Raw genomic sequence first — 13,094 nt, forward strand, 5'->3', positions numbered from 1 at the left:
CGCGGAGAGCCCGAGTGACCCACCCCGCCCCCACCTTGAGCCTGGTCGACAGCGACCCCGCCGAACTGGCCGTCGATGCGCTGGTCATCGGCCTGCACAGCCAGCCCGACGAGGCCGGTGCGCTGCTGCCGGCGGCCGGCGCGGAGAGCATCGCCGCCGCATTCGACGGCCGGCTCACCGCGACCCTGGCGCTGCTGGGCGCGACCGGCGCCCCCGGCGAGGTGACCAAGCTGGCCACGCTGGGCACGGTCGCCGCGCCGCTGATCGTCGCGGTCGGGCTGGGCGACGAGCCGTCCGGTTCGGCGCCCGCCCCGGAGACGCTGCGGCGCGGCGCGGGCGCGGCCGTCCGGGCCCTCGCCGGCAGCGGCACGGTGGCGCTGGCCCTGCCGGTGCCCGACGATGCCGACGCGCCCGCGGTGCTGCGCGCGATCCTCGAGGGTGCGCTGCTGGGCTCGTACCGCTTCGCCGGCTACAAGACGAAGCCGCAGCCGGGCCGCCGCGACCCGGTCACCGCGCTGCAGCTCGTGGTGCCGGACGCCGCCGACGCCGCCGCCGGCACCGAGGTCACCCGCGCCGAGGCCGTCTCCCGGGCCGTGCGCCTGACCCGCGACTGGGTGAACACCGCCCCCAACGACCTGCGGCCCCCGGCGTTCGCCGACGCGGTCGTGGCGGCCGCCGAGGGCACCGGCCTGGAGGTCGAGGTGCTCGACTTCGAGGCGCTCAAGGCGGGCGGCTACGGCGGCATCGTCGCGGTCGGCCAGGGCTCCGAGGCGCCCCCGCGGCTGGTCAAGCTCAGCTACACCCCCGAGGGTGTGGCGAACCCCAAGCGGGTCGCGCTGGTCGGCAAGGGCATCACGTTCGACACCGGCGGCATCAGCATCAAGCCCACCGCCGGCATGTGGGAGATGAAGTCCGACATGGCCGGTGCCGCCGCCGTCGGCGCCACGATGCTGGCCGTCGCCGCGCTCAAGCCGTCGGTCGCGGTCACCGGCTACCTCGCGATGGCCGAGAACATGCCGTCGGGCACCGCGTACCGGCCGGGCGACGTCATCACGATGTTCAACGGCAAGCGCGTCGAGGTGCTCAACACCGACGCCGAGGGCCGCATGGTGCTCGGCGACGCCATCGCCCGGGCCTGCGCGGACGGCACCGACTACGTCTTCGAGACGTCCACGCTGACCGGCGGCCAGGTCGTCGCGCTGGGCAAGCGCATCGCGGGCGTCATGGGCGACCCGGAGACGTGCGAGCGGGTCAAGGCGGCCGGCGAGTCGGTCGGCGAGCCCGCCTGGCCGATGCCGCTGCCGGACGACGTGCGCAAGGGCATGGAGTCGGAGATCGCCGACATCAGCCAGGTCAACGCGAGCATGGACCGCGCCGGCCACATGCTGCAGGGCGGCGTGTTCCTGCGCGAGTTCGTCGCCGAGGGCGTGCCGTGGGCGCACATCGACATCGCCGGGCCGTCGTACCACTCCGGCGAGGCGACCGGCTACTGGACGAAGGGCGGCACGGGCGTCCCGGTCCGCACGTTCCTCGCGCTCATCGACGACGTCGCCGCCAACGGATAACCCACTTCACACGTACGGGCACAGCAGGCGCGCGTGGCACACGCCGCGCCTGCTGCCGTCCCGGCCTGATCACGCAGCCGCCGGGCCGGCCTTACGCCGGGCGGCGTTTCTGGCGGGCGTTGTAGTCCCGCATCCGCTGCGGGTAGCCCATCAGCCGGATGTCGTAGATCGGCATCGCCAGCTGGTGCGCGAAGCGCCGGGCGGCCTCCGGCGACTCGATGCGCCGCCGGGTCCACTCGCCGTCGTGGGCGATCAGCAGGATGGTGGTCTCGGTCACCGTGGTCCGGGGCTCGATGAACGCCTCGACGCCGCGCCGGGAACGCACGAACTCGGCAAGGTACTCGAGATCCGCTCGATCCGCAGGTCGCCCGCTCGTGCGTGTGGGCTCCCTGCGCCTCCGGAACCAGGCCACCGACCCTCCTCGGGACTCAACTGCCGCAAGGGTACGTGTTAGCCACGTGTCATTGGGCACCTGACTGCGTCCGACGGTTCGTCAAGTGACAAGATGACCTGGAGAGCTGTGACCGTTTCCACCATGTGACCCATGCGGCAACGGCAGATCACCGACGGCAAGATGATCAAACGGCAACGCGATCGGGAGTAGACGTGAGCCAGCCTGGCGGAACCTTCGACATCGTGATCCTCGGCGCCGGCAGCGGTGGCTACGCGGCCGCCCTGCGCGCGGCGGAGCTCGACCTCTCGGTGGCGTTGATCGACAAGGCCGAGCTGGGCGGCACGTGCCTGCACCGCGGCTGCATCCCCACCAAGGCGCTGCTGCACGCCGCGGAGCTGGCCGACCAGACCCGCGAGAGCGAGCAGTTCGGCATCAAGGCGGACCTCGTCGGCATCGACATGGCCGGGGTCAACGCGTACAAGGACGGCGTCGTGGGCCGCCTCTACAAGGGGCTGCAGGGTCTGCTCAAGCAGGACAAGATCACCCTGGTGCAGGGCGCGGGCAAGCTCGTCTCGCAGGACACCGTCGAGGTGGACGGTCAGCGCTACACCGGCCGCAACGTCATCCTGGCCACCGGTTCGTACTCGCGGTCGCTGCCCGGCCTGGAGGTCGACGGCAAGCGCGTGCTGACAAGCGAGCACGCCCTCAAGCTCGACCGCGTGCCCAGCTCCGCGATCGTGCTCGGCGGCGGCGTGATCGGCGTCGAGTTCGCCAGCGTGTGGAAGTCCTTCGGCGCGGACGTGACGATCCTGGAGGCGCTGCCCCGGCTCGTCGCCGCCGAGGACGAGGAGGTCTCGAAGGCCGTCGAGCGGGCGTTCCGCAAGCGGAAGATCAACTTCAAGGTCGGCAAGCCGTTCGAGAAGATCGAGCACACCGAGAACGGCGTCCGGGCCACCATCGCCGGCGGCGAGACCGTCGAGGCCGAGATCCTGCTGGTCGCCGTGGGCCGCGGCCCGACGACCCAGGGCCTGGGCTACGAGGAGCAGGGCATCACGCTGGACCGCGGCTTCGTGATCACCAACGAGCGGCTGCACACCGGCGTCGGCACCATCTACGCGGTCGGCGACATCGTCCCCGGCCTGCAGCTCGCGCACCGCGGCTTCCAGCAGGGCATCTTCGTCGCCGAGGAGATCGCGGGGCTGCGCCCGGCCGTCATCGACGAGGCCGGCATCCCGCGCGTCACCTACTCCGACCCCGAGGTCGCCTCGGTCGGGCTCACCGAGGCCAAGGCCAAGGAGCAGTACGGCGCGGACAAGGTCTCGACGTACAGCTACAACCTGGGCGGCAACGGCAAGAGCCAGATCCTCAAGACCCAGGGCTTCGTCAAGCTGGTCCGGGTCGAGGACGGTCCGGTGGTCGGCGTGCACATGGTCGGCGCCCGGATGGGCGAGCTCGTCGGCGAGGCGCAGCTGATCTACAACTGGGAGGCCTTCCCCGCGGAGGTGGCCCAGCTGGTGCACGCGCACCCGACGCAGAACGAGGCGCTCGGCGAGGCCTTCCTGGCCCTCGCGGGCAAGCCCCTGCACGCACACGCCTGATTCCCGATCGACACACCAAACCGATCGCAAGCGGTTAAGGAGTTCTGAGACATGCCGGTATCGGTCACCATGCCGCGGCTGGGTGAGAGTGTCACCGAGGGCACCGTCACTCGCTGGCTCAAGCAGGAGGGCGAGCGGGTCGAGGCGGACGAGCCGCTGCTCGAGGTCTCCACCGACAAGGTCGACACCGAGATCCCGTCGCCGGCCGCCGGTGTGCTCTCGCGCATCGTCGTCGGCGAGGACGAGACCGCCGACGTCGGCAGCGAGCTCGCGGTCATCGCCGGCGACGGCGAGGAGGCGGAATCGTCCGCCCCCGCGCCCGCCGCCCAGCAGGAGGCCCCGGCGCAGGAAGCCCCCGCGCAGCAGCCGCAGGCCGAGCAGCAGCCCGAACCGGAGCCCGCCGCGCCGACCACCCCGTCGACCGAGAAGCCGGTCGAGGAGGAGGCGCCGGCGCCGCAGACCGCCGCGCCGACCGGTGGCGGCGAGGGCACGGCCGTGAAGATGCCCGCCCTCGGCGAGAGCGTCACCGAGGGCACGGTCACCCGTTGGCTCAAGCAGGTCGGCGACACGATCGAGGTCGACGAGCCGCTGCTCGAGGTCTCCACCGACAAGGTCGACACCGAGATCCCGTCGCCTGTGGCCGGCACCGTGCTGGAGATCAAGGTTCCCGAGGACGAGACCGCGGACGTCGGCGCCGAGTTGGCGATCATCGGCACCCCGGGCAGCGCCCCGGCGGCCGCGCCGGCACCGCAGCAGAGCCCCGCGCCGGAGCAGGAGACCGCGAAGCAGGACGCCCCGCAGCAGCAGGCCCCGGCCCCGCAGCAGCAGTCGCCGTCGGTCGAGCCCGGCTCGTCGTACGCGGAACCGGCCCCCGAGGCGGAGGTCGCCAAGGACCCGGTGGCCGCCGAGCGCGCCGCCGAGCCCGCCGCCCCGGCCCAGCCCGCCGCCCCCACCGCCGAGACGGTCCGCGGCAACGGCGCCGGCGACGCCGGGTACGTGACGCCGCTGGTGCGCAAGCTCGCCGCCGAGAAGGGTGTCGACCTGTCGTCGATCACCGGCACCGGCGTCGGCGGCCGCATCCGCAAGCAGGACGTCATCGAGGCCGCCGACAAGGCTGCCGCCGCTGCCGCCGCGGCGAAGGCCCCGGCCGCCGCCCCGCAGTCCGCTCCCGCCTCGGCCCCGGCTCCCACGCCGAAGCCGGCCGCGAGCCCGCTGCGCGGCCGCACCGAGAAGCTGACCCGCACCCGCGCGACGATCGCCCGCCGCATGGTCGAGTCGCTGCAGGTCTCGGCGCAGCTCACCACGGTCGTCGAGGTGGACGTCACGAAGATCGCCCAGCTGCGCAACCGCGCGAAGGCCGACTTCCTGGCCAAGAACGGCGTCAAGCTGTCGTTCCTTCCGTTCTTCGCGCTGGCCGCCGTCGAGGCGCTGCGCCAGCACCCGGTGGTGAACTCCTCCATCGACCAGGAGGCCGGCACGGTCACCTACCACGAGGCCGAGCACCTGGGCATCGCGGTGGACACGCCGAAGGGCCTGATCGTCCCGGTCATCAAGGACGCGGGCGACCTCAACCTGGCAGGTCTGGCCAAGCGGATCGCCGACGTGGCGGACCGTACCCGCAACAACAAGATCGGCCCGGACGAGATCTCGGGCGGCACCTTCACGCTGACCAACACCGGCAGCCGCGGGGCGCTGTTCGACACGCCGATCATCAACCAGCCGCAGGTCGGCATCCTCGGCACCGGCGCGGTGGTCAAGCGCGCCGTGGTCGTCGACGACCCGAACCTGGGCGAGCTGATCGTGCCGCGGTCGATGGTCTACCTGGCGCTCAGCTACGACCACCGGATCGTGGACGGCGCGGACGCCGCCCGCTTCCTGGTCACCATCAAGGAGCGGCTGGAGGCCGGCCAGTTCGAGGGCGACCTCGGCCTGCACGGCTAAGCGAAAGATCACAAAGAAGGGGCGCTCCGGCGCCCCTTCTTCTGTTTTGAACGGGTTCACCGTCGGGAATGATGGTGACCATGCGGATTCTCATGGCCGGCGCGTCGGGTTTCCTGGGCACCTCCCTCGCCGAGCGGCTACGCCGGTCCGGGCACGAGATCACCCTGCTGGTGCGCCGCCCCGCCGGGAACCCCGGCGAGGCCACGTGGAAGCCCTCCGCGGGCCAGCTGGACCCGGCCCTGGTCGCGGCCGCCGACGTGGTGATCAACCTGGCCGGCGCAGGCGTCGGCGACAAGCGCTGGACCGCGCGCTACAAGAGCCTGATCCGCAGCAGCCGGGTGGACACCACCGGCACCATCGCCAGCACGATCAGCAAGCTGCCGGCCGCCGACCGGCCCCGGGCGCTGCTGCAGTCCTCCGCCGTCGGCTGGTACGGCGACACCGGCGACCGTGAGGTCACCGAGGAGGCGCCGGCGGGCACCGGGTTCCTGGCCGACGTGTGCCGGGTCTGGGAGGCCGCCGCCCGTCCCGCCGAGGACGCCGGCACGCGGGTCGCGCTGCTGCGCACCGGGTTGCCGCTGGACGCGCGCGGCGGGCTGCTGAAGCCGCAGATGCCGCTGTTCCGCGCGGGCGCCGGGGCGAAGCTGGGCGGCGGCAAGCAGTGGGTGCCGTGGATCGCGTTCGCCGACTGGCTCTCCGCCGTCGACTTCGTGCTGGAACGCGAGGACCTGGCGGGCCCGGTCAACCTCGTCGGCCCCGAGCCGGCCACCAACGCCGAGTTCACCCGTACGCTCGGCAAGGTTCTGAACCGCCCGGCCCTGCTGCAGGTCCCCGGCCTGGCGCTGCAGGTGGCCCTCGGCGAGTTCGCGCACGAGGCGTTGCGCAGCCAGCGGGTGCTGCCCGGCGTGCTGCAACGGGAGGGCTTCACCTTCGCGTACCCGGATCTGGAGTCGGCGCTGCGCGTCGCCGTCGACGCCGACCGGCCGGCGGTCGCCTGAAACCCGCGTTTCCTTGCTAACCTCCGGCTGGTGTCCGTCGTCGCCGCAGCCCCGTCCGAGTCCGCAGAGCCGCCGGCGTCGCCGGAGGGCCACGGCTCCGGTTCGCGGCGCCCGCATCTGATCGTCGCCCTCGTCGCGCTGGCCCTCGCGACGTACGTGACCAGCGGCCTGTGGCGTGACCCGGCCGGGCGCGGCCTCACCGAGAACATGGGCGACCAGGCGTTCTTCGAATGGCTGCTCGGCTACGGCGTCTACACGCTCGGGCACGGCGCCGACCCGTTCTACACGTGGATGATGAACGCGCCGTTCGGGGTCAACCTGGCCGCGAACACCTCGGTGACGGTCTACACGACGCTGTTCTCCCCGCTGACGTTCCTCGCCGGACCGCAGGTCAGTTTCGTCACCATCCTGACGCTGAACCTCGCCGGCTCCGCCTTCACCTGGTATCTGTTCCTGCGCCGGTGGCTGGTCCGGCTCCCGGTGGCGGCGGCGCTCGGCGGGCTGGCCATCGGGTTCGCGCCCGGCTTCATCTCGCACGCCAACGGGCATCTCAACTGGACGGCCGGCTGGGTCGCGCCTGTGGTGCTGTGGCGGGTGCTGCTGCTGCGCGAGCGCGGCCGGTGGCTGCTCAACGGTGTCATCCTCGGCGTACTGCTCGCCATCGGCTTCTCCATCGCCGCCGAGGGGCTGTTCTTCACCGCGCTCGCCGCGGGCGTCTTCGTGCTGGTCTGGTCGCTGGCGCCGGCGACGCGCTCGGAGGCCCGGGCCGCGGCGCCGACCGTGCTGGCCGCGCTGGGCGTCGCCGCGGTGCAGGCGGGGCTGCTGCTGGCGTACCCGCTCTACATGCACTTCGCCGGCCGGCGCACCTTCACCGGCACCGGCTTCAACCAGGCGCACTACGCCGAGGACTTCGGGGCCTATTTCCAGTACCCGACCCGGTCGGTGGCGGGATGGCTGGGGCTGGGCAGCGACCTGGCGCCGAACCCGACCGAGGAGACGTCGTTCTTCGGCGTACCCCTCATGATCCTGACGGTCGTGGGTCTGGTGGTGCTGTGGCGGGCCGCGGCACCCGGCCGGCGCGCCACCCTGGCCGCGATCTCCGCTGTCGGCGTGGTGTTCCTGCTGCTCTCGTGGGGACCGCAGCTGAAGTTCTTCAAATCCTCGACGAGCATCAACCTCCCGTACGAGGCCCTGCGCCACCTTCCGCTGTTCGACTCGGCGCTGCCGGCCCGGTACGCGCTCGTGGTCGCGGCGGTGATCGGCGTCGTCGTGGCGATGCTCGCCGACCGGCTGCTGACCGAGCCGCTGCCCTCGGTACGGGTCCACGCCACCTGGGCGGCCGCTTTCGCGCTGGCGCTGGTGCCGCTGGTCCCGCTGCCCGTGCTGACCCGGCCGCGCGCCCCGGAGCCGGCGTTCATCGCGGACGGCATCTGGCGCGACTACGTCAGCGACAACGGCGTGCTGACCGCGCTGCCGGTCGCCACCACGGACACCCCGGACGGGCAGCGCTGGCAGGCGTACACGATGGCCCGGGCCGGCAAGCAGTTCCGCATCCCCGGCGGTTACTTCCTCGGGCCGGGCGGGCCGGACGGCACCGGCCGGATCGGGGCCGAGTCCCGGGCGACCGACTGGCTGTTCTTCCGGGCCGCCTACTACGGGACGGTCGTGCCGCTCGACGACTTCGACCGGGACCAGGCCCGGCGCGACTTCGCGTTCTGGGGCGTCGAGGCGGTCTTCCTGCCCGACGAGATCACCGGCGCGCACACCGACCTGTTCCGCTCTGCGGTGGAGCTGACGGCGACCGACCTGCTCGGCACGCCGGAACGGGTGGGCGGCGTGCTGCTGTGGCGGATCCGCCCCGGCATCGACCCGGCCGGGCGCGGCACGGGAGATTGACACACGCCGCTGAGGGTCTGCTGAAAGATCGTTGTCCGGCTGCGCCCCGGCCGGTGCAACTGTCCGGACGCTGCTAACTTCGGCGCGTGGCCGTCGCAACAACCGCTCCCGCTGTCTCCGCCGAACCCCCGGCGGTGCCCGAGGCGCGGCCGGCCCGCAGTCGCTGGTCGCTCAACTGGCTCTGGGACGTGGGTGTCGCGCTGCTCTGCCTCGCGACGGCCTACTGGGTCACCTCGGGCCTGTGGGAGAACCCGTACCGGCGCTCGATCAGCTACAACGAGGGTGACCACGCGTTCTTCGAATGGCTGCTCGGCTACGGCGTGCAGATCGTGCGCCACGGCGCGAACCCGTTCCACACCGATCTGCTCAACGCGCCGGTGGGCGTGAACCTGGCGGCCAACACGTCCGTCACCGCGCTGGCCGTCCTCTTCGCACCGCTGACCATGCTGGCCGGCGCCCAGGTCTCGTACGTGACGATCCTCACGCTGAACCTGGCCGTGTCGGCGTACGGCTGGTATTTCGTGCTGCACGCCCACGCCGTCCGGCACCGGTCGGCGGCCGCGATCGGCGGCCTCTTCTGCGGTTTCGCGCCCGGCTTCATCTCGCACGCCAACGGGCATCTCAATTGGACGGCCGGTTGGCTGGCCCCCGCCATCCTCTGGTGGGTGCTGAAGCTGCGCGCCTCCCGCCGCTGGCTGCGCGACGGCATCGTGCTCGGCGTGCTCATGGCGGCCGGCTTCACCATTGCCGCCGAGATGCTGTTCTCCATCGCCCTGGCCACGTCCGTCTTCGTCATCGCGTGGAGCGCCGGGCGAGCCACGTGGCCACAGGCCCGCGCCGCGGTCCCGACCACCCTCGCCGCGCTGGGCGTCAGCGCGCTGGTGGCCGGCGCGCTGCTGGCGTACCCGCTGTACATGCACTTCGCCGGGCCCGGCTCGTTCTCCGGCACGGGTTTCGACCAGCGCAGGTTCGTCGAGGACGCGGCCGGCTACCTCGTCTACCCCTTCCAGTCGCTGGCCGGTCTCGCCGGCTTCGGACGCGGCGACCTCGCCTCCAACCAGACCGAGGCCGCCTCGTTCTTCGGGACGCCGCTGATGATCCTGATCGTCCTCGGCACCGTGCTGCTCTGGTGGCGCGGCGACCGCAGGCGCAAGGCGCTGATGCGCGCGCTGACGATCGTCGGCCTGCTCTTCATCGCGCTGTCGCTGGGCCCGCGCTTCAACTGGTTCAGCAAGGAGTACGACTTCCCGCTCCCGTACGCGGCCCTCGCCCACCTGCCGATCTTCGACTCGGCCCTCCCCGCCCGGATGGCCCTGGTGGTGGCGTGCGTGATCGGCACGACCCTCGCGCTGCTCGCCGACCGGGTGCTGACCCCGCCCCTGCGCACCCGCTGGCGCGTCACCTGGGCGGTGGCGTTCGCGGTGGCCCTCGTACCGATCTTCCCGAGGCCGCTGCTCACCAGCGAACGCTCCCCCGAACCCCGGTTCATCGCCGACGGCAGCTGGGAGCGGTACGTGCCGGAGGGCGGGGTGATGAGCTCCCTCCCGTACGCGGCCAGCTCCACCCCCGACGCGCAGCGCTGGCAGGCGTACACGATGGCCCGCGGCGGCCGCCAGTTCCGCATGCCGGACGGCTACTTCCTCGGCCCCGGCGGCCCCGACGGCACGGGCCGCGTAGGAGCACCGGAACGCCGCACCGACATGATGTGGCGCCACATCGCGGTCACCGGCTACGCGTACGACATCGACAACTACGACCGCGCCAAGGTCCGCGGCGACCTGGCCTACTGGAAGATCGACGCGCTGTTCATCCCGGACCGGATCAGCGGCAAGGACGGCATCCTGTTCCGGGCGGCGCTGGTGCACACGATGGAGGAGCTCTTCGGGCCGGGGGAACGGGTGGAGGACGTGCTGGTGTGGCGCGTACGCCCGGGCATCGACCCGATGCCGGTACCGGACGACGGCCCCGACGGTCCCCGCCGCCCGACCGACTAGCCTCTCCCCCGCCGCGCCCTCCTCGCTGTTGGCCCCGCGGGCCGCGCGCCCCTCGTCCTCGGCGGGCGACGGACTAGGCTTGGGCTCGTGACGACTTCCACGCTGCAGGTCCTGCGCCCGGGCCTGGTCGACTACCGCGACGCCTGGGACGAGCAGCGCCGCCTGCACGAGGCCGTGGTCGCCGGCGAGCGGCCCGACACGATCCTGCTGCTCGAGCACCCCAGCGTCTTCACGGCGGGCAAACGCACCGAGCCGATGGACCGCCCGATGGACGGCACCCCGGTCGTCGACGTCGACCGCGGCGGCAAGATCACGTGGCACGGCCCGGGGCAGCTCGTCGGGTACCCGATCGTCAAGCTCGCCGACCCGGTCGACGTCGTCGCGTACGTCCGCCGCATCGAGCAGATGCTGATCGACGTCTGCGCCGAGTTCGGCGTCACCGTGGACCGGGTCGAGGGCCGCAGCGGCGCCTGGGTCCGGGCCGACGAGCGAGGCCCGGACCGCAAGGTCGCCGCGATCGGCATCCGCGTGGCCCGCGGCGTCACCCAGCACGGCTTCGCCATCAACTGCGACTGCGACCTGTCGAACTTCGACCGTTTCGTCCCCTGCGGCATCCGCGACGCCGGCGTCACCTCACTGAGCGCGGAGCTCGGCCGCCCGGTCCCGGTCGCGGAGGTCATGCCGCTGGTCGAACGACACCTGGCGACGCTGCTGTGAAGCTGTACAACGACCCCCGCGACAAGCGCGTCTTCGTCCCCAACAAGGCCGGCGGCGTCTCACTGAACTTCGGCCACCCGATCGCCTGGTGGATCCTCATCCTGATGACGATCATCCCGCTGATCATCGTCGCCGGCGTGACGATCGCCGTCGTCCTCTGACCCCTCGCCCGCCCGCGCCCACCCCCTCCTACGGCACGACCCGGTGCAGGTCCCGCGGAAAGGCCGTCACCTCCCGCACGTTCGCCGCCCCGGTCAACCGCGCCACGAACCGTTCCAGCCCGATCGCGAACCCCCCGTGCGGCGGCATCCCGTACCGGAATCCGTCCAGATATCCGCCCAGCGCCCCCGGGTCCGGCACCACCGCGAGATAGTCCTCGTACCGGTGCAGCCGCTGCCCGCCGGTCACCAGCTCCAACCCACGGAACAGCAGGTCGAAGCTGTTGCTCCACCGCGGGTCGGACGGCTGCGGATGGGTGTAGAACGGCCGCTTGGCCATCGGGTACCCGGTCACGAACACGAACTCGGACCCGTGTTCCCGCAGCGCCCACTCCCCCAGCGCCCGCTCGTGCGCCGGCGCCAGGTCCGGCTCGTCGGCGGGCGCCCCGGCGATCCGCAGCGCCTCGGCGAAGTGCACCGCAGGGATCTCCGCCGGAACCGCGGGCACCGCGACCCCGGTCCGCTCGGCGACGGCCGCCGTCATGCCGGCCACCACCTCGGTGAGCACCGCCATCACGTCACGGTGGTCGCCGATGAACCCCAGCTCCGCGTCGAGCGACGTGTACTGGGCCAGGTGCCGGGCGGTGTCGTGCGGCTCGGCGCGGAACACCGGGCCGACCTCGTACACCCGCTCGAACACGCCGACCATCAGCTGCTTGTAGAACTGCGGCGACTGGGCGAGGTAGGCCGGCCGCCCGAAGTAGTCCAGCTCGAAGACGTTCGCGCCGGACTCGGTCGCCGTACCCACGATCTTCGGGGTGTGGATCTCGACGAACCGCCGGCGTTCCAACGCGTCGCGGAACCCGGCGGTCGCGGCGGCCGCGACCCGCAACGCCGTCGCCCGCGACGGATGCCGCAGAGCCAGAGCGGCATGGTCCAGCTGCGTCGCCATGGTCGCGCTCAGCGTGGGCCGATGCACCTCGAACGGCAACGGTACGGCCACAGCACCGCTGATCCGCCGTACGGTGGGGGCAACGAGCTCAACCCCGGCCGGAGCCGCAGCGTTCGCGACGACCGTGGCGGTGACCTCGACGACGGTCTCCTCCGGCAACTCTTCGATCTGCGCCCGTACGCCCGGCTCGGTGACGACGACCTGGCTGAGCCCGGCGGCGTCCCGGACGATCAGGAAAGCGACGGCCTTGAGCAGCCGCCGCCGATGCACCCACCCGGCGATCGTGCCGGTCTGCTTCTCGTGGGCGGCCAAGTCGGTGGAGAGGATGCGTTGCATGGCGGGAACCTCCTCTGGTGTGTGCAACGCGGCCCCAGGGAGGTGTGGGCGAGCGGGAAACCTCGCGGTACCACCACACCTTCGCCCCCGCCGACCACCGACCGCCTCCGTACGCCCCCAGCCCCGGCCACCCACTGCCGACCGCTGCTCATGGCCAGCTCGGGGGCTGGAACCCCGCCGGACCGTCCGCTTCTCGCGACCGTCCCCGCACCGGAACCCGGCCGGTCCGCCACCGCTCGCGGCCGGACCCGGGCCAGATCCCGGCCGGACCGTCCGCTGCGTGCGGCTGAGTCCGGGCCTGGGCCCGACGGAGGCGTCCGTGCACGACGGGCGCCTCTTGTGCAACGCGGCTCAGGAGTGTCTTCGCGCCCCGGCACCGGGCCACCTTCACAGCTGCCGGTGGCTCTCTCGGCCGGCGGGATCGGGGCGTTACTCGGTTCCGTCACTGCCGTGGCCGGGACGTTAACAGCGGGCAAGAAGTCGACGCACGCGATTTTGCGCGCGGGCGTGAGGGCACTCACAGATTCGCCCACGTGAGCCTCGTC

At 72.3% G+C, this 13,094-nt stretch carries 10 protein-coding genes; 8 read left to right on the forward strand and 2 right to left on the reverse strand.

The genetic code is table 11. The features are described from left to right. The first annotated feature begins 14 nt into the window (after positions 1-14). A complete protein-coding gene (locus IT780_RS35080; RefSeq protein ID WP_199516142.1) occupies positions 15-1,565 on the forward strand; it encodes a leucyl aminopeptidase in 1,551 nt (516 codons plus the stop codon). A gap of 91 nt (positions 1,566-1,656) precedes the next feature. Here IT780_RS35080 and IT780_RS35085 read toward each other — a convergent pair whose 3' ends face one another. After that, positions 1,657-1,977 (reverse strand): hypothetical protein, encoded by a 321-nt coding sequence (locus IT780_RS35085; RefSeq protein ID WP_199516143.1) that lies wholly within the window; start codon positions 1,975-1,977, stop codon positions 1,657-1,659. Positions 1,978-2,171: 194 nt separating this feature from the next. On the opposite strand from IT780_RS35085, the gene lpdA reads away from it, so the two are divergent. The 7 genes from lpdA (at position 2,172) to IT780_RS35120 (ending at position 11,264) form a co-directional block, all read left to right on the forward strand. After that, the gene (lpdA, locus tag IT780_RS35090; RefSeq protein WP_199516144.1) at positions 2,172-3,557 is read left to right on the forward strand and encodes a dihydrolipoyl dehydrogenase; all 1,386 of its coding nucleotides are present in this window, start codon (positions 2,172-2,174) and stop codon (positions 3,555-3,557) included. Between the two features lie 51 nt (positions 3,558-3,608). Beyond that, positions 3,609-5,498, forward strand: coding sequence for a 2-oxoglutarate dehydrogenase, E2 component, dihydrolipoamide succinyltransferase (gene sucB, locus IT780_RS35095; RefSeq protein WP_199516145.1), 1,890 nt, complete (start codon positions 3,609-3,611; stop codon positions 5,496-5,498). Between the two features lie 80 nt (positions 5,499-5,578). After that, positions 5,579-6,496 (forward strand): TIGR01777 family oxidoreductase, encoded by a 918-nt coding sequence (locus IT780_RS35100; protein WP_199516146.1) that lies wholly within the window; start codon positions 5,579-5,581, stop codon positions 6,494-6,496. A gap of 30 nt (positions 6,497-6,526) precedes the next feature. Further along, on the forward strand, positions 6,527-8,392 hold the full coding sequence (locus IT780_RS35105) for a DUF2079 domain-containing protein (protein WP_372443874.1): 1,866 nt from the start codon (positions 6,527-6,529) through the stop codon (positions 8,390-8,392). Positions 8,393-8,478: 86 nt separating this feature from the next. Then, positions 8,479-10,386, forward strand: coding sequence for a DUF6311 domain-containing protein (locus IT780_RS35110; protein WP_199516147.1), 1,908 nt, complete (start codon positions 8,479-8,481; stop codon positions 10,384-10,386). A gap of 87 nt (positions 10,387-10,473) precedes the next feature. After that, on the forward strand, positions 10,474-11,103 hold the full coding sequence (lipB, locus tag IT780_RS35115) for a lipoyl(octanoyl) transferase LipB (protein WP_199516148.1): 630 nt from the start codon (positions 10,474-10,476) through the stop codon (positions 11,101-11,103). After that, a complete protein-coding gene (locus IT780_RS35120; RefSeq protein ID WP_199516149.1) occupies positions 11,100-11,264 on the forward strand; it encodes a peptide ABC transporter substrate-binding protein in 165 nt (54 codons plus the stop codon). Before lipB ends, IT780_RS35120 begins: the two co-directional genes overlap by 4 nt. Before the next feature lie 28 nt (positions 11,265-11,292). Here IT780_RS35120 and aspS read toward each other — a convergent pair whose 3' ends face one another. After that, positions 11,293-12,549, reverse strand: coding sequence for an aspartate--tRNA(Asn) ligase (aspS, locus tag IT780_RS35125; protein ID WP_199516150.1), 1,257 nt, complete (start codon positions 12,547-12,549; stop codon positions 11,293-11,295). Positions 12,550-13,094 lie beyond the last annotated feature (545 nt).

It is taken from the genome of Nucisporomicrobium flavum (assembly GCF_016464385.1).
GTDB lineage: Bacteria > Actinomycetota > Actinomycetes > Mycobacteriales > Micromonosporaceae > Actinoplanes > Actinoplanes flavus_A.